The sequence below is a fragment of the Saccharibacillus sacchari DSM 19268 genome (assembly GCF_000585395.1).
GTDB classification, from domain to species: Bacteria; Bacillota; Bacilli; order Paenibacillales; family Paenibacillaceae; genus Saccharibacillus; species Saccharibacillus sacchari.
In genome coordinates, this window is the sequence record NZ_KK073875.1 from 3,446,529 (window position 1) to 3,464,500 (window position 17,972).

The following is a 17,972-nucleotide window of genomic DNA, read 5'->3' on the forward strand; positions in this document are numbered from 1 at the left end:
CCAGTAGTGTTCAGATCCGTACTTTCAGAGAGCCGTCGGTTGGTGCGAGGCGGTAGGCGAATGAATGCGAATTACGTCCCGGAGCTTCCCGTTTCCGAACCCGCGAGAGCGGAAGGAGCGGGACGGAATCGTCCACGTTATCGGGCGTCAGAGTGGGAAACGCGCCTTCGCAAGTGTTGAAGCGCCTTTCCAATAAGGGTGGTACCGCGATTAAGACTCGTCCCTGCAGAAATGCAGCAGGCCGGGTCTTTTTTATTTTCCCATTTTGAAGGAGGACATTGATGATGACAAACGAACATACCCCGATCGAAGCCAACGCGCTGCTGGACGATCTCGAATACAGAGGGCTGATCTACCAGGTGACGCACCGCGAGGAGCTTCAGAAAAAGCTAAGCGAAGAAAGCGTCACGTTCTACAACGGCTTCGACCCGACGGCGGACAGCCTGCATATCGGTCACCTGCTGCCGGTTCTGACCATGCGCCGTTTCCAATTGGCCGGACACCGTCCGATCGCTCTCGTCGGCGGCGGCACGGGCATGATCGGCGACCCGAGCGGACGTTCCACCGAGCGCTCGCTGAACACCGCCGATACGGTAGCGGAATGGACGCTCAAGCTGCAAAACCAACTCTCGCGCTTCCTGGACTTCGGCAGCGGCGACGCATCGGTGTCTGCGAAAATGGTCAGCAACTACGACTGGCTCGGCCCGATCTCGATGATCGACTTCCTGCGCGACGTGGGCAAGAACTTCACCGTTAACTACATGCTCGCCAAAGATTCCGTCGATTCCCGTCTTCAACACGGTATCTCGTTCACCGAGTTCTCTTACATGATCCTTCAAGCCTACGATTTCCAACGTCTGCACGAAGATGAGAATTGCTCGCTGCAACTGGGCGGAAGCGACCAGTGGGGCAACATTACGGCAGGCCTGGATCTTATCGGCAAAACGGGCGGCGGCGACGCGTTCGGAATGACGATGCCTTTGGTTACGAAAAGCGACGGCAAAAAGTTCGGCAAATCCGAATCCGGCGCCGTCTGGCTCGACCGCAGCAAAACGAGCGCGTACGCCTTCTACCAGTTCTGGATCAACACCGACGACGCGGACGTGATCAAGTTCCTGAAATACTTCACGTTCCTGACTCGCGAGGAAATTGCGGAACTCGAAACCCAGCATCTCCAAGCGCCGGAACAACGCAACGCGCAGCGCGAACTCGCCCGCCGCGTGACGACATTGGTGCATGGCGAAGAAGCCGTAATCAGCGCCGAAAAAATCACCGCAGCCCTGTTCTCGGGAAGCTTCGCTGAACTGAGCGAGTCCGATCTGGCCGAAGCCCTGGCAGATATGCCAACCACTTCCGCCGCAGCCTCGTCCGAGCCTCTGCTGATCGACCTGCTCGTCGAAGCCGGCGCCGCTCCGTCCAAAGGCCAAGCCCGCAAAGACATCCAAAGCGGCGCGGTCTCCGTCAACGGCGAAAAACGCACGTCGATCGAAACGGTCATCACCGCAGAAGACCGCCTGCACGGCAAAACCCTTGTCCTTCGCCGCGGCAAAAAGAATTACTTCGTCGTGAAATTCGAAGGCTAAATTTTTTTTATTTCGACCTTTGATTATGCAATTTAAAATCTTTCATTAAGCCCTTTAAGTTGAAAGAAAGCGGATCAGGCATCCATTGCCCGATCCGCCTTTTTTTATTATCTTTTTTCCCTTTCTCTCTTTGATTGTCACAGTGCCGAAGGAGCGGAGGGTGGATGCGTGCAGGAGCGATAGCGTTCGCCTTTGAATCCGGGAAATCCCCCTTTAAAAATCCAATCAAAATTTCCCGGATTCAACACGCGACCGAAACCATCCACCCGTAGCTCCCCCCCGCCACTGTCCCAACTCAAAGATGCCCCATCTCGATCGCCTGCCGAAACCGCGCCTCAAAGCGTTCGACCCCCGCGCCGAGCGCACGCGTCTCCGACCGCAAAAAACCGATCTGCATCTCCGGCTGCGCCATGTCCGCGATCTCGATGATTTTCATGCGCCCCGCCTTCCATGACGGATGCTGGTATAACGAGAAATCATGCCCGATGCTGGCCGCAAGCCCATTATTCAATACGCTCGTAATCGCTTCGGAATTATTCGTCCAGAACAAAATAGACAATTCCCCGTAAACATCCGTAAACCGATCGACGAAATCATGCACGAACTGATCATTATAAAGCGCCAACTGATGCTCCATCAATTGCTTCGGCGTAATGCGGTTGTACTGCGCCAGCGGAGATTCATGATGCGCTCCAATCACAAGTTTTCCCGTATACATCTCGCTAAAATGCATCCCGTTCAGCTTTTTCAATTGGTTGCTGTAGATCGCGATGAATCCGAGCTGAATACGGCCTTGCCGAATATCCTCAGTGATCTCCATCGACCCTTTTTCCTCAATCGAGATATGAAGCTGCGGATGCTCTTGTTTCATAGAAGCGGTGGTTTCGATCAAATAAGGCATGACGCTCGGGAAAGTCGCGACCTGAATATGACCTTTGAGCCGTTTGTCAGAATCGCCGTTTATGCGCAGCAACTCCACGCGCCGCAAAATTTCGATCGCCTGTTCAATAAAAAGTTTGCCTTCCTCGGTCGGAACCGCGCCTTGTCGGGACCGTTCGAAAACCGTCAGCTCAAGCTCCTCCTCCAATTTGCGCACGGACTGGCTGATCGCGGATTGCGTCATATGCAGTTGCGAAGCGGCAGCGGAGAACGAACGTGTTTTGGCGATTTCGACAATGTATTCAAGTTGCTCCAAATTCATATAGGCATCTCCTCGTATTAATTTAATTAATGGAATCATTAGTATCTATTATTATAAATGAAGGATAGATTAGCGATATAATAAAATTTGAATAATGTATTACCTGATCAACTCGTAACCTTACTTTTAGCGTTGACAAGGTAATGGCTTTGTAACAATTAATCTTCAAAATCGAATTTATTTATTAAAAAAGGAGAGGTGTATCATGAAGGCAGCAGTATGGTATGGCGCAAAAGACGTACGGGTCGAGGAACGCGAGGAGCGTCAGGTTCAATCCGGGCAGGTCAAAATCAAAGTCGAATACGCGGGAATCTGCGGCAGCGACTTGCATGCATATCACCACGGCGTCGGCATTCAGGAAGGGCAAGAGCACCCGCTATCCCATCAAAAGGCCCCGCTTGTGCTCGGTCATGAATTCGCCGGAGTCGTTGCCGAAGTCGGAGAACATGTAAGCGGTATCGAAAAAGGGCAGCGCGTGGTCATCGAGCCGTTGTACCATTGCGGAGTGTGCGAATATTGCCTGCACGGGAACTATAACCAGTGCGTCGATTTCGGTTTTGTCGGACTGAACAGCGACGGCGGATTCGCGAATTACGTCGTAGTCGAAGCGTACATGGTACATGCTTTGCCGGACGAAGTCTCGTTCGAAGAAGGCGCATTGGTGGAGCCGACTGCGGTAGCGATGCACGCCGTGCGTCACAGCACCTTGAAAGTCGGGCAAAAAGTCGTCGTTTACGGAGCCGGCCCGATCGGGCTGTTGACCGTGCTGTGCGCCAAAGCTGCAGGCGCTTCGCAAGTGTATGCGGTGGACATCTTCGATGAGCGTCTGAAACTTGCCGAAAAGCTCGGCGCAATTCCGGTCAACAGCTCCAAAGTCGATGCGACCGAAGTCATCAACCGACAATCCGGCGGTATCGATATTGCTTTTGAAGCCGCAGGCGTGCAGCCGACGATGGATAGTGCCGTATCGATCGTGAAAAAGGGAGGGCAGGTCGTCGTGATCGCCGCGATTGCCGAACCGCTGAAGGTGGATTTCTTCCAACTGCTGGTCAAAGAAGCGACGGTAACGGCGACATTGGCTTATCGCCATATTTTTCCGGAAATCATTGCTCTGATCGCCGCAGGCTCATTGGATGTCAAACAAGTGATTACCCGCAAAATCGAGTTGGACGACATCGTCGAGCAGGGCTTGGAACTGCTGCTCAGCGATAAAAGCCACGCGAAGATTTTGGTGAAGATCGGCGACTGAGACTTTTTCCGAAAAAACGACCTGAAACGATCCGGGAGCCTTAACTTTTAGCAAGTCGAATATAAGGAAACGGTCGAAAAAGCTCCAAAAAAAACGAACCGGCGCAGGCGAAAAGCTTGCGTCGGTTTTTATTATTGCGAATATTTCGCTTTACTGCCTTGCCGGTCGAACAAAGCCGCGATCTCAAGCATTTCTTCTCTTTTTCGAAAAGTATAAAAAAATTACCGAAATCTAGATTTTATCCAATAAAACACCCCTATAAACGGCTATATTCTTATATTATACATATAATAATAAGGAAATTTAACCGAGATTTTAGGCAGCGATTACGCTTTTAAGAGAAAACGCTAACAAAATCTGCAAAGAGCAGCTTTTCTTTTTCGGCAAGATCGGTGTACACTAGGACCATGTCAACTCTTAATCAAAAGTTCAGACATTAAAAAAAGCTTCCGTATTTACTGAATTTACTGACGAGGTGAAAAGAGATGTTTAAAAAATACAAATACGTCGCTCCCGAGAACGGTTATCCGGAGTGGAACAACAACCCTGAAATCTTTCAATTGAACCGCCTGGATGCCCGCGCGGCTTTGACTCCTTATGCGAATGCGGAAGAAGCGCTGAATAACAGCGAGAACTCCAGCCGCGTGCAATCGCTGAACGGCACATGGAAATTCCATCACGTAGACAAACCCGCGGATCGTCCGGAGACCTTTTATGAAACCGGTTACGACACGTCCGACTGGGCCGATATTCCGGTTCCTGCCCATTGGCAGCTGCACGGTTACGATTACCCTCACTATACGAACGTCCGCTATCCGTGGGAAGGACGCGAGGACATCCAGCCTCCGTTCGCGCCGACCGAGTTCAACCCTGTCGGTTCCTATGTGCGCACATTCACCGTGCCGGAAGATTGGGAAGACCATCCGGTGTACATCAGCTTCCAGGGCGTGGAATCCTGCTTCTATGTATGGGTGAACGGCGATCTGGTCGGCTATAGCGAAGATACGTTCACGCCTGCCGAATTCCTGCTCACTCCTTACTTGCAAAAAGGCGAAAACAAGCTGGCCGTGCAGGTCTTCCATTGGTGCGACGCAAGCTGGCTGGAGGATCAGGACTTCTGGCGGATGAGCGGCATTTTCCGCGACGTATTCCTGTATGCCAAGCCGAAAGTCCAGATTGCCGACGTGCTGGCGACAGCCGAGTTGGATGACAATTTCGAGAACGGCTATTTGCAGGTCGGCGTGAAAGTCGGCAATCCGCTGGGCAAAAAGAACGGCGCGTATACGATTGAAGCCCGTTTGCTCGACGCGTCCGGACGCGAAGCGGTCTCGCGCATGACGTCTCAAGTAGAGATTGAAAAAGATTTCGTTTATGCTGCCGATTTGTCGGCCTCGCTGCCGAAACCCGCGAAGTGGTCGGCCGAAACTCCGAATCTGTATACGCTGGTGCTGACGCTTTCGGACGAAAACGGCGAAGTCGAAGCGGTGAAATTCCGCGTCGGATTCCGTCATTTCGCGATTCATGACGGCGTTATGAAGATCAACGGCAAACGTATCGTGTTCAAAGGCGTCAACCGTCACGAATTCAACGCCGATCGCGGCCGCGTCGTCACGGAAGAAGACATGATCGCCGACATCAAGTTGATGAAGGCTTACAATGTTAACGCGGTACGCACATCGCACTATCCGAACCAGAATCGTTGGTACGATTTGTGCGACGAGCACGGCTTGTACGTGATCGACGAGACGAACATGGAGACGCACGGCAGCTGGGAATACGGGCAAACGGAAGAAGTCGAACGCACCGTGCCGGGCAGCAAGCCGCATTGGCGCGCCAACGTGCTCGACCGGGCAAACTCGATGTATCAACGCGACAAAAACCACGCGTCGATCATCATCTGGTCGCTGGGCAACGAATCGTGGGGCGGCGACAACTTCATCCATATGGCGAACTTCTTCCGCGCCGTCGACAAAACGCGTCTGGTGCATTACGAAGGAACGTTCCATGCACGCGAGTGGGATGCGGCTTCCGATATCGAAAGCCATATGTACACGACGCCGCAAAACGTGGAAGCTTACGCGAAAAACGATCCGAAAAAACCGTTCATCCTGTGCGAATACAGCCACGCCATGGGCAACTCCTGCGGCAACCTGTTCAAGTACACAGATCTGACGTATCAATATCCGGTTCTTCAAGGCGGATTCATCTGGGACTGGATCGATCAAGCGATTCGCACGAAAACGGCGGACGGCGTGGAATACCTCGCTTACGGCGGCGACTTCGGCGAATCCCCGCACGACGGCACGTTCTGCGGCGACGGCCTGATCTTTGCGGACCGCACGATCACGCCGAAGCTGATCGAGCTGAAGACTTGTTATCAGAACGTTCGTTTTGAAGAGGTAGACTTGAAAAGCGGACGGATTCGCTTGCGCAACGACTTCCTGTTTACCGACCTGAACCGTTACAAGCTGGTTTGGGAAACGGCGCGCGAAGGCGTAGTCGTTGAACGCGGAACGCTTCCGTTGCAATTGGCTCCGGGCGAGGCCGACGAAGTTGTTGTTCCGTTCACGCTGCCGGCGGAAGAAGGCGAGTTCACGCTCACCGTATCGCTGGTCGAACAGGAAGACCGTTTCTGGGCGGCAAGCGGACACGAGATCGCGTTCGGGCAATTCGTGCTTCCTGCCTATGAGATTCAAGGCGAAGACGTTGCGGAAGCAACTGTTGCTGCCGCGAACATTCCTTTGAACACGGAAGAAAGCGACACGTCGCTGACGGTAACGGGAGAAGGCTTCACGGCCGTATTCGATAAGCAAAGCGGCGATTTGACTTCGCTGTCGCAAAACGGACGCGAGCTGCTGTTGGCGGCGGTTCGTCCGAACTTCTGGCGCGCGGTGACCGACAACGACCGCGGCAATAAGCTGGACGAGCGCAGCGCGACATGGCGCGAGGCGGGCCAAAAACGCAAGCTGAGCAGCTTGGACGCGGTTTCGACGGACAGCGGCGTGACCTTCAAGGCCGTGCTGACGATTCCTACGGAACCGGCTTCGCAAGCCGAAGTGACGTACGAAGTCAAAGGCGCGGGCGAGATCGTCGTATCGTTAACATTGACGCCGGGCGAAGGACTGCCGGAAATTCCGGAGATCGGGATGCTGCTGGAACTGTCCGGCGACCTGGATCATCTGAAATGGTACGGACGCGGACCGCACGAGAACTATTGGGATCGCCACGAGAGCGCGCGTCTCGGTCTGTACAAAGGCTTGGTATCCGAGCAGCTGACGCCGTATCTGCGGCCGCAGGAAGCGGGCAACAAGACCGGCGTTCGCTGGGCGGAGCTGACGGCTGCGGACGGAACGGGCCTTCGCGTCGAAGGATCGCCGGAAGTGGAACTCAACGCGCTGCCGTATACGCCGGAGACGCTGGAAGCTTGCGACCACGGCTACAAGCTGCCGAAGTCGGATCGCACCGTGCTGCGCGTCAACCATCGTCAGATGGGCGTAGGCGGCGACGACAGCTGGCAGGCGCTTACGCACGAAGAGTTCACGCTGCCTGCGAACCAAACGTACGCGTACAGCTTCACGCTTCGCGGAATCTGATCCGATTCGCGGACTGTTCGAAGAATGGATTTCGAACGTGACCGTTACGGGAAAATAAGGTAAACTTTAAAACAGAAAACGAATGCGAACAGGAACGGCCTTGGTAGTTTGTCCCCTTTAAACAGGACAAGATACCCGGGTCGTTCCTTCATTCGTTGCATGGCTTTGCGCAGAATTCGGAACTGATCGCAAATAAGCAGGCTAAGCAGAAAAGAGGGAGTGCGTAATGACGGATAAGCTCGAACAGAAAGCAGGGTCAGGACATGCTTCAGGGGTATACCGCAGCGTGGCCGATCTGGTCGGCAATACGCCGATGGTTCGATTGGGCCGTACCGCGCCGAAGGATGCTGCTGACGTTTACGTCAAGCTGGAATATTTCAATCCGTCCGGCAGCGTCAAAGACCGTGCAGCCCGGAGTTTGATCGAAGCAGCGGAACGAAGCGGAGATTTGGGGCCGGGCAGCACAATTATCGAACCGACTAGCGGCAACACCGGAATCGGGTTGGCGATGATCGCGGCGGCTCGGGGTTATCGTGCGATTCTGATCATGCCGGATAATATGTCGCGCGAACGGATCAATCTGCTGAAAGCTTACGGGGCGGAGGTTGTGCTGACGCCAAGCTCCGAGCGGATGCCGGGAGCGATTGCCAAAGCACTGGAGCTGCAAGCCTCGATTCCGGGAGGCTTTATTCCTCAACAGTTTGAAAATCCCGCCAACCCCGATGCTCATCGGGGGACGACAGCTTTGGAGATTTTGGAGCAGACGGAAGGCCGACTGGATGCTTTTGTGGCGACAGCGGGTACAGGAGGTACGATCACCGGAACGGGAGAGACGTTGAAGGCTGCGCTGCCGGAGCTGCATATCGCCGTTGTGGAGCCGGAAGGCTCGCCTGTATTGTCCGGCGGTGTACCGGGGCCGCATAAGCTGGTCGGTACGAGTCCCGGCTTCGTGCCGTCGATTCTGAACACGGACGTCTACGACGAGATTATTCGCATCAAGGATGACGAAGCGCTCGGCACGATGCGGGATCTGGCAAAGCTTGAAGGGATGCTGCTAGGTCCTTCTTCGGGAGCTTCGGTCTATGCGGCGATGCAGGTCGCGAAGCGTCTGGGTCCGGGAAAAGTTGTCGTATGTATTGCCCCGGATACGGGAGAGCGATACTTGAGCATGGGCGTGTTCGAATAAAAAACCGAAGGAGGCCAACCAAGTGAACGAACAGCGATTGGAAATCAAAGCCTTGCCGGGTTATCCCGAAGAGATCGGCCGTCAGTTATGGATGATGGAAGATATCCGGAGAGACCTGCTGCAAAAGCTGCAAGGCTTGACGCAGGAAGAACTGGATGCCACCGAGGACGGAGATGTGACAAGCATCGGGGCGCTGCTGTACCATATTGCGGAAGTGGAGACGGGGTGGCTGCATTTTGATATGCTGCTTCGGAAAAACCTGGACGCTGAGCTTGAACCTTGGTTTACGGCGCCGACGCGGAATGAGCAGGGAGAGATCTGGTGCCCGCCGGGGGAAAGTCTGGAGCGGCATTTGGAACGATTGGCTGTGGTGCGGCGCGACTTTTTGGAAAAGTTCCGTTCGGTCGATCTGGAGGATTGGCGGACGATTCGAGAGGTACCGGGGGAGTACGACGTGACGCCGGAGTGGATCGTGTATCATCTGATCGAGCACGAGGCGCATCATCGGGGGCAGATTTTCCGCATGATCGGGAGGATGAGACGGCAGGGTTAGCCGCGGAGGTCCTATTCGGGGGAAGCCGGGCGGCTGCGGGAAAAATTGCCAGCATATGCTTCCGAAGTGCATTTCTTCGAAATGCTTCACAGGGCGCTGTCTCGCGCAGAAAGCCTAAGGCTTTCCGTGCTCAAAGGCCAACATATCATCAGATGTTACCGCAGGCTTTCTTCGAACTCCTGTATTTCACTGAATTTCTCCCTCCGCCTATCGCTTCCCCCGATCGGACAAAGGCTAAAATTCCCGCCTTGTAAGGGGTGAGAGTTTTAAGGACTTTTGTCAAAGCTGGAGTTGTTGCCCGTTGACCTTACTTAATTTAAAGGACCGTTCAATGTAGCCTTTTGATAAGTGCCGTTTATTTCGACTGCAATGGCTTCGCTGGGATGGATTCCTTTGATTTCGAATAGCTTGCTTCCGACAGGCGTGTCGTTGGCTTCTTCATTAGCCTTTGGCATGACTTTGGCTACGCGTTTTACTTCGCCGAGCTGATTTCCGATATTGTCTGGTGTGACGGTATCGACTGTTAAGTTATAAAGGGTGTCATTTAAAGAAACGACATTTGGATAAGCCCCTTCGGATTGAGTTGAGCAACCCGTCACGATCAAAAGGGCAAAAAACACGGTAAACAGTGATTTCAATGGCATTCACCCCCTAAGTATGAAACAAAAGGTGATAGCTGTTTATCCCGAATTTTACAATATATCCGTCAAAATTGCGCCTGTCGCAGCTTCGACCATTCGGATAGAAAGTCCCGTTTTCGGATCCGTAAGCTTATAAGCGGGTTTGTACTTGATGGAGGAAGTTTCTTGGTTTTGATAATCGACTTCCCAAACAAGCTGAGGTTTGATGGCTTCAAGTAACCGCTTCTTGGCTTGTTCGGCGGTTAGCGCAGGGATGACGAACAACGCATCGAGTTGCTCTGCCGAAATGCCGCCTTTCATATAATGAGAGATCGCTCCCGTTGTTCGATCGACTTTAACGGATAGGCTTTGCAAGAAGCCGGATATGCCGTCTTTGTGAATCGGAAAATGAAAGTTTGCGTGCTGAGCCGACTCTGAATCTGTATCTGTATCCTCGCTAACTTCAAGCGACAAATAGGGAATCATGCGCGGTTCGACGGCGGCGATCAAGCGGAGCGCCGCGTCCAGGCACTGCTGACGACTCAGCGAGAGAGGGCCTTTTTCCGTATTAAAGTTCATGGCACCCGTTAATTGCCCGGTTGCTTGAACGATCCGAATTTTGACCGTACCTTCGGTGTGATGCCGAATATAGTCATCCATCGTGTAAGGCTGATGTACGTTGCCGGATTCCGGAAGGGTGACGGTTTCTTTTTTGCGATATATGAGTCCCCGTTCTTCTTCCAGATCGACCCCCCGCATCAGTTCGTATTCATCCTCCTTCAATCCCAACAGCTCCAGCGGCGAAAGGGCAGATGCCACCGAACCGTAAGATTTCAATGGCTCCGTAATCGGGATTTTGATCAGGTTTTGCGCCGTTTCGTCATCGAATCCTTGCGGATCGCCGGATGCGAATCCTGCATCGGCAGGACGCGCGGAATACCCCGTCAGATAAGGCTCCGGAATATAAACCAAATGCAGGCGGTTATCTCCTTGCGTATAGACGGATTCATGCAACAGCGCAAACTTCAATTTCATGTCCAGTTTGCTTGCGAGTTGCTCCAGCACTTTTTGCGGGGTCAGAAGATCTTGCGGAAGAGCGGGCGGCGAATGCGTGCCGAAGTATTTGAATGAGGCCACGAAGCCGCTGCGATGCATATCGATCCAGTAGCCTGATTGCGGCATGGGCATCCCGTCGGCCATTTGTCTGGACGTGCAGAATAATCGTTCGCCGCGATCTTCGATCTCCAAAGGACTGAATTGCTGCGAAGCATCGGGATAATGATCGCTCACGAAGCGCGTGGCGAGCTCCAACAATTGTTGCTCCGTCTGATGGGAATTCAGGTCTTTGTCTTCGTGCATCCCGGGATCAACGGCATAGTCGATCAGATCGCCTTCAGGCGTCAACGTCACGGAGACCCCGACTTCCGTTCCCGGTTTTGTCCAGATAAACAACAGCTCGCTAGGTGCGCCTTCTTCCTGGATCACGTCTTCGATAAAAGGTTCAAGCGTGCTGCTAAGAGCAGCAAAGTCGCGTTCGATCAACGTTTTGGCATGGTCGCGAAGTTCATGCAGCAGGGCGGTAAGATTCATATCGGGTTCCTTCCGTGATTCGGATTTGTTTGTGGACAGCGACTCGTTTCGGTTCGATGGGCGGGAAAGCTTTCGATCTGCGATCTCGGCTTGATAATAGGCGCGCAAAAGATTCAATCCTTTGTTTTGATGCGTTTTAACGGTTCCGATCGGCAATTCAAGCAAAGCGGCGATGTCCGTCAAACGCAGATCGTGCATATATTTGAGCAGAATGACGCGACGGTATTTGGCAGGCAAACCCCCGATGGCATGCAGTAAGTCCATTCGGCGTTCCGTATCCTCGTGCGCCGCCGGAATATGGGCTGCGGGATCGCTTGCAGGGATTGTTCGGCGTGAGCGTTTCAACAGGTTCAAAGAGGCGTTGATTACGATCCGGGTCAGCCACGTGCGAAAATATTCAGGCTGGCGCAGTGAAGGCAAAGCTGCATAAGCGCGGCAGACGGCATCTTGTACCGCATCTTCGGCATCGACGATATGGCGTACGTAATAATTGGCGACTCGAACAAGCTGCGGACGCTCGGCACGGATCAGTTCGGCAAAAGCTGCCGTATCGCCATTCGCCGCATCTTTTACGCGTTGGTCAAAATAGACGGAATCCAAATGTTTTCACTCCTTAGTCGAACGATATTCACTGATTGGACAGCCGAGTCCGGCAAATGGTTTTGGATCGAGATTAAAAATTTCGAATAAACGATTTTCCGCTGCGTGTCGGCTTCGCGTCCGATGCCCAAGATTCATCTGCAAATCCCGCGGGTATATGGACTCCAAGCAAGGAAAGCCGGAAAACAAACGGACGCGAATCGGCGATTCTTGAGGTAAGGAGAGGATAGAATGGCAAAGCGCGATGCTTATTTCGACAACATGAAGGTTCTGCTGATTGCGCTGGTCGTGGTTGGGCATCTGATTGAACCCTTGAGCAGCAGTGAGGCTTATCGCCCGTTGTATCTGCTTATTTATTCGTTTCATATCCCGTTGTTCGTACTGATTTCGGGCTATTTTTGCAAAGAGATTACGAGTAGCGATTACCGGATCAAAGTCGTCGGGTCGTTGATCGTGCCTTATTTGATCTTTGAGACGCTTTACTCGTTATTCGATTATTTCGTGATGGGCGCTCAAGCGCTCAGATTCTCGTACTTCACGCCGTATTGGTTGATGTGGTTTATTTTCAGCATGATCATCTGGAAAATGCTGCTGCCGTACGCGGTCAAAATCCGTTTTGCGCTGCCTATTTCGTTCGTGATCGCCATTCTGGCAGGTTATGCGGTCGATGCCGAGTATTATGCCAGCATATCGCGCACGATCGTCTTTTTCCCGTTTTTCCTGGCCGGCTATTATTTGGACAAAAAACATATCGACGCGCTGCGCACGCTGCCGATGAAGATTGCTTCCGCAGCCGTGTTGGGTGCAGCCGTTCTTGTTATGATAAACTATGGAAGCGGAATTCGCCCGGAATGGTTCTATGGCAGTCTGCCGTATGCGGCGCTGGATCAGCCTCATTGGACAGCGGGACTGTATCGGATCGCGGCTTACGGAGCGTCGGTGCTGATTGGCGGCGCGGTGATGATCCTGATGACGGGGCGACCGCTGCCGTATGTATCCGTGCTTGGACGCAATACGCTGTACGCTTATTTGCTGCATGGCTTCCTGGTCAAAGGGTTGATCGCTACCGGTTTCTACGAAACTTACGGCGAAGCGGCATGGACGTGGCTATTGATTCCGTTTGGCGTGCTGCTTGCAGCCGGTTTATCGTCAGAGTGGATGCGCGTGCGGTTCGCTTGGCTGCTGGAGCCGAATCTGGACCGTTTGTTTAAAAAGCAGAATCGGGACGGCAGGGCGGAAGCGCGGCGTTAAAGGTTGAGTATTTATCGATATCGTTAGACGGAGGGAGATCGAAATGAGTCAATCGCAAGAATCGACGAACCTGAATTCGAAGTCGGAGAAAAAGCTCGGGGAGATCCCGATATCCGTACTTGATTTGTCCCAGATTGTAGAAGGCAAGACGGCGGCGGACGCGTTCAAAGACAGTCTGGATTTGGCCCGCCATGCCGAAAAATGGGGCTATAACCGTTACTGGGTAGCGGAGCATCACAATATGCCGGGCGTCGCAAGTTCGGCCACGTCGGTCGTGATCGGGTATCTGGCGGCCGGAACGTCGAGTATTCGTCTGGGCGCGGGCGGCATCATGCTGCCGAACCATGCGCCGCTCGTGATTGCGGAGCAGTTCGGCACGCTGGAGTCCATGTATCCCGGGCGGATCGATCTGGGACTCGGCCGCGCGCCGGGCAGTGACCGTCGGACGTCTATCGCGCTGCGGCGTGATGTAACGGCGGACGATTTCCCGGAACTGGTGGAAGAGCTGCGCAGTTTCTTCGACGCGTCGAAGACTTCGTATCATGCGCCGATCCGGGCCGTGCCGGGCGAAGGGTTGGATATTCCGATCTGGTTGCTGGGGTCAAGCGACTTCAGCGCAAGGCTGGCGGCTTATCAAGGACTGCCGTTTTCGTTCGCGGGTCATTTCTCGCCGGATTATCTGGATCGGGCGCTGGAAGTGTACCGGACCACGTTCCGGCCGTCGAAGACGCTGTCCGAACCGTATGTCATGCTGGGCGTGTCGTTGATCGCCGCGGATACGAATGAACGTGCCGAGTTCTTGTCCACGACGATGCAGCAGCAAGTGGTGGCGCTGACGCGCGGCCGTCCCGGAAAAATCCAGCCGCCGGCCGATCTGTCGTCGCAGCTTGACCCGCTTGAACTGTCGGCGGTGCGCAAACGGATGGAATCGGCAATCGTCGGAGACCGTGACACCGCGGAACGCCGTTTGCAGGAACTCTTGGCTCGAACGCAAGCGGATGAATTGATCGTAACGAGCGGGATCTACGATCATGCGGAACGTTTGCATTCTTACGAAATCCTGGCTGATATCGCGATTCCGTCCGGCAAGGCAACGTTGTAAAAAAAATCGACGTTTTGGCGATCTTTTTCGCGAATTCGCATATTTCGCCCCGACTCCGTATTCTCGGCAAAGCGCTTCATGCTTGCCGAATCGGGTCGGGGCTTTTTATCATGATTAAGAACTTGCTAAACGAAAACGATTGAAATGCCGATTAAGAACATATGTACGTAAATTCTTCGACGAATTTCGTTTTTCGGGCCAATTATCGGTATAAAAATGGTATAATAAAAAAATCACATGCAAGGCAAGGAGGAAGCGGTTTGGCAAAAGGTAAAGTAGCAAAGCGGCCGACCCGCGACGAGTTTGTTCTGGAAGAAATAGGGAATCAATTGACTGAAGCCTACCAGGAGAAATCCGTTGTGGAATTGACGGTCTGGGGAGTACCTGAAGCGGTTCGGGGAACGATCGTCAAGATGGACTCGAGAACCGGTAAAGTTCATGTCGAACAAGAAGAAGAAACGAAAAAAGTCTCTTTCATGGACATTATGGCCTTGAACTATCCGCGCGATTAGTGATCCCGATCACTCTGCACAGCCATGCACCGCGGAGGAACAAGCTGATTGAAATACAAAAAAAGCTCTGCCCGAGTTGAATGTTCTCGGATAGAGCCTTTTTTTCTGAGTGGGGAAGCTGAGGGGTTGCGCGGAGAGAGAAATTCGTTCAAGACGCTGTCTCACCCGGAAAGTTGAATTGGATTTAAGTAAGGAATCTTTCCGGGTTCAAAGGCGTCTTTCACTGAATTTCTCTCTCCGCTCCGCACGTTAGCTTCTTGTTTTAGAAAAAGACCTTCCTCGGTGAGTAGAGGAAGGTCGAAAAAATTACTTTTTTAAAGTATAGGGCTGGTAATTTGTCTTTCTCTGGTCTTAGTGCTTGTCGCTTTTAAGGTTTGCCGTCTTTACAGCCTTTAACTCTTGCGTCGGGCAAAGCCCACGCCATATCTTTTCCGAGAAGTTAGGCACTTCGCGGAAAAAAGAGCAGAGCGACAACCCAATCCCGTGCAAAGGGGATTGGATGTCTCCCCTACCTAAAAGCCATTCGGCGCGGGCGCAGCGGAGGGGCGGGGGAAGCTTGAGAAGCGGAGCGTTCGCCTTTAAAATCGGATTTCCCACCATAAACTTGTTTTATCCAATAGGAGGAAATCCGATTTTGACAGCGATCGAAAGCTCCCCCGCCCCGCAGCGTCACCCAAGCGCCAGCCGTAACTTCTCAGCCGGCAGCGACGGTTTCCTTACACTCGTCCGAGCAGTAATGGCTGTGCTCATCCGAACACGACTCGCACACCAGATGCTGCAAGTTGCACACCGGGCAGTTTACATAAACGTCGGTCGGTTCGTCGCAGTGGTAGCATGTGCCGACGATGCTTGGCGCGACATGGTTGATCGGCACGGAAATGCGTTCGTCGAATACATAACATTTGCCGTCGAACAGGTCGCCTTGGACTTCTTCGTCTTTGCCGTACGTCACGATGCCGCCCTCGAGTTGGCCTACATCCGTAAAGCCCTCGTCGATCATAAAGCCGGTCAGCTTTTCGCAGCGGATGCCGCCCGTGCAGTAGGTAAGGATCGTTTTGTCTTTGTGTTCGGCCATGTTTTCGCGGATCCATTCCGGGAAATCGCGGAACGAATCGATATTCGGGCGGATCGCGTTACGGAAATGACCCAGGTCGTATTCGTAATCCGTGCGTCCGTCGAGTACAATAACATCGTCGCGCTGCAATTGTTCATGGAACTCTTTCGGAGAAAGGCGTTTGCCGAACTTCACGTTCGGGTCGAGTTCTTTTTCATAGCGGAACGTGACTAATTCTTCTTTATGACGAACGAACAGCTTTTTGAACGCATGTTCTTCGGAATCGTCGATTTTAAAAACCGTGCCTTCGAAGCGCTCGTCGGCCAGCAGATCCTTCATATATTGCTCGGTCTGCTCGTACGTGCCGGACAGCGTGCCGTTGATGCCTTCGCTGGCGATCAGGATGCGTCCTTTGACGCCGAGGTCTTTGCAATATTGCAGATGTTGAGCGGTATAGACTTCCGGCTCATCGATTTTGACGAATTTATAAAAAAGCAGAATGCGGTAAGGACTGTTTTCCATATCATATCACCCGTAATCTCATTGATTTTTGCCGCCGCTTCCTGTAGGATGCTTGCGTGCAACTTAAAATTTTAGACGTTTTATCGGCATTCGTCAATTGATTCGTTTGTTAACGGGTTCAACAAAACAAACGGAATAAATATATATGAAGAACGTGAAGAGGAGAGTACCCCATATGACTTCGAAAAACCAACGATTTGAACAGCTATTCCAAAGCAACGTCAAGCTGTCTGCCTACTCGACATACGAGATTGGCGGGGAGGCTCGGCACTTGGCGCTTCCGCGAACAATAGAAGAACTTTCGACCATGCTGCACGGCGCGCGTACCAAAGGATTGAATCCGTTCCTGTTCGGCTCCGGCTCCAACACGCTGTTCCCGGATCATCCGGACGAGGAGATGTTGTTCTTTTCGCTTAAGGAACATATTGAATTCAAGCTGCTGCCGGGACGCCTCTTTGTTTCCGCAGGCACGCCCATGACGCTGCTGGCTTTATTTGGGTTGTATACGGGCATTAGCGCTTTCGATTTCACGTTCTTGCTGCCGGGCACGCTCGGAGCGGGAGTATATATGAACGCCAAATATTTCAGCCACCAGATCAGCGACGTGTTGGAAACGGCTTACGTGATCGACAAGGAGCATCCGGAAAAAGGCATTATCTCGGTGCCGCTCGGCAGTTGCGAATACGGCTACAAAAAGTCGATATTCATGCGCATGCCGTGGATCGTGGTCGGCGCGGATCTCAAGCTTCCGGTCGATCCCAAACTGACGCCGCAGGAAACGGACGAGCTTTTTGCCAAATTAAAAGCCAAAAACCTGTCCTCTTCGGTGCTGCCTGATTATTATCGTCATTACACGAACGAACTGAATATTGCGGCGAAACAAGGGCTGGAAGTGCGTCAGGAATTGCTGGACGTGATCGCGGATCGCGGCGGCAAGCTGCATTTTGATTTTCCTTCATGCGGTTCCGTGTTCAAAAACAACTATACGATCGGCGAACCGATGGGCAAGCTGGTGGATCGGATCGGGTTGCGCGGCACGGTAATCGGCGGCGCGATGATCTCCGATCACCACGGAAACATCATTCAGAATCGCGGCGGGGCAAAAGCAAGCGATATCGTGGACCTCGTTCATCTAGTTCAAGAGAAGGTGGAAGCCGAATTCGGTTTCGTACCTGAGCCTGAACTTGTGATCGTTTAGTATTGGGTCATACGAACTAATATTTGCATTTTACAGGATTTTAACACTTTTTCTCAATTTTTTTACGAAACAATGAACTTTCCTGTTTGGACACATGCTAGAATGAGACGCAGATGGCTTGATACCAAAATCTTGCTATGCCAAAAAATGTTCTCAAA

Annotated in this window: 13 protein-coding genes and 1 other annotated feature (1 of these 14 only partly in view); of the genes, 9 read left to right on the forward strand and 4 right to left on the reverse strand. The window is 52.7% G+C overall.

All coding sequences use genetic code 11. The features are described from left to right. Positions 1-228: a binding site (T-box leader), on the forward strand; it begins 20 nt to the left of the window's first position. 56 nt (positions 229-284) lie between these two features. After that, a complete protein-coding gene (gene tyrS, locus SACSAC_RS14630) occupies positions 285-1,583 on the forward strand; it encodes a tyrosine--tRNA ligase (RefSeq protein ID WP_051507516.1) in 1,299 nt (432 codons plus the stop codon). A 295-nt stretch (positions 1,584-1,878) separates the two neighbouring features. On the opposite strand, the gene SACSAC_RS14635 is transcribed toward tyrS, so the two are convergent. After that, the gene (locus SACSAC_RS14635; RefSeq protein WP_037287674.1) at positions 1,879-2,784 is read right to left on the reverse strand and encodes a LysR family transcriptional regulator; all 906 of its coding nucleotides are present in this window, start codon (positions 2,782-2,784) and stop codon (positions 1,879-1,881) included. 205 nt (positions 2,785-2,989) lie between these two features. On the opposite strand from SACSAC_RS14635, the gene SACSAC_RS14640 reads away from it, so the two are divergent. From SACSAC_RS14640 to SACSAC_RS14655, 4 genes are all read left to right on the forward strand, one after another. Next, the gene (locus SACSAC_RS14640) at positions 2,990-4,033 is read left to right on the forward strand and encodes a 2,3-butanediol dehydrogenase (protein WP_037287676.1); all 1,044 of its coding nucleotides are present in this window, start codon (positions 2,990-2,992) and stop codon (positions 4,031-4,033) included. Between the two features lie 485 nt (positions 4,034-4,518). Further along, on the forward strand, positions 4,519-7,626 hold the full coding sequence (lacZ, locus tag SACSAC_RS14645) for a beta-galactosidase, LacZ type (protein WP_037287679.1): 3,108 nt from the start codon (positions 4,519-4,521) through the stop codon (positions 7,624-7,626). A 226-nt stretch (positions 7,627-7,852) separates the two neighbouring features. Continuing rightward, positions 7,853-8,812, forward strand: coding sequence for a cysteine synthase A (gene cysK, locus SACSAC_RS14650; RefSeq protein ID WP_051507133.1), 960 nt, complete (start codon positions 7,853-7,855; stop codon positions 8,810-8,812). A 22-nt stretch (positions 8,813-8,834) separates the two neighbouring features. Continuing rightward, a complete protein-coding gene (locus SACSAC_RS14655; protein WP_037287681.1) occupies positions 8,835-9,365 on the forward strand; it encodes a DinB family protein in 531 nt (176 codons plus the stop codon). Between the two features lie 311 nt (positions 9,366-9,676). Here the strand turns inward: SACSAC_RS14655 and SACSAC_RS14660 are convergent, their stop codons facing one another. Then, positions 9,677-10,003, reverse strand: coding sequence for a hypothetical protein (locus tag SACSAC_RS14660; RefSeq protein ID WP_037287682.1), 327 nt, complete (start codon positions 10,001-10,003; stop codon positions 9,677-9,679). Between the two features lie 54 nt (positions 10,004-10,057). Continuing rightward, on the reverse strand, positions 10,058-12,175 hold the full coding sequence (locus SACSAC_RS14665) for a sigma-70 family RNA polymerase sigma factor (protein WP_037287684.1): 2,118 nt from the start codon (positions 12,173-12,175) through the stop codon (positions 10,058-10,060). 231 nt (positions 12,176-12,406) lie between these two features. Here SACSAC_RS14665 and SACSAC_RS14670 point away from each other — a divergent pair, with 231 nt between their 5' ends. The 3 genes from SACSAC_RS14670 to SACSAC_RS14680 all read left to right on the forward strand — a co-directional run bounded on the left by SACSAC_RS14670 (position 12,407) and on the right by SACSAC_RS14680 (position 15,040). Beyond that, entirely contained in the window at positions 12,407-13,426 is a 1,020-nt protein-coding gene (locus SACSAC_RS14670; protein ID WP_037287686.1) for an acyltransferase family protein, read from the forward strand. 43 nt (positions 13,427-13,469) lie between these two features. After that, entirely contained in the window at positions 13,470-14,528 is a 1,059-nt protein-coding gene (locus tag SACSAC_RS14675; RefSeq protein WP_037287688.1) for an LLM class flavin-dependent oxidoreductase, read from the forward strand. A gap of 260 nt (positions 14,529-14,788) precedes the next feature. Then, positions 14,789-15,040: a YolD-like family protein gene (locus SACSAC_RS14680; RefSeq protein WP_037287691.1), complete on the forward strand. Its 252-nt coding sequence runs from the start codon at positions 14,789-14,791 to the stop codon at positions 15,038-15,040. Between the two features lie 694 nt (positions 15,041-15,734). Here the strand turns inward: SACSAC_RS14680 and trhO are convergent. After that, complete coding sequence (trhO, locus tag SACSAC_RS14685) at positions 15,735-16,616, reverse strand: oxygen-dependent tRNA uridine(34) hydroxylase TrhO (RefSeq protein ID WP_037287693.1); 882 nt, start codon at positions 16,614-16,616, stop codon at positions 15,735-15,737. A gap of 175 nt (positions 16,617-16,791) precedes the next feature. Between trhO and SACSAC_RS14690 the strand changes: the two genes are divergently transcribed. Next, positions 16,792-17,814, forward strand: coding sequence for a UDP-N-acetylmuramate dehydrogenase (locus tag SACSAC_RS14690; RefSeq protein ID WP_037287695.1), 1,023 nt, complete (start codon positions 16,792-16,794; stop codon positions 17,812-17,814). Positions 17,815-17,972: the final 158 nt, after the last annotated feature.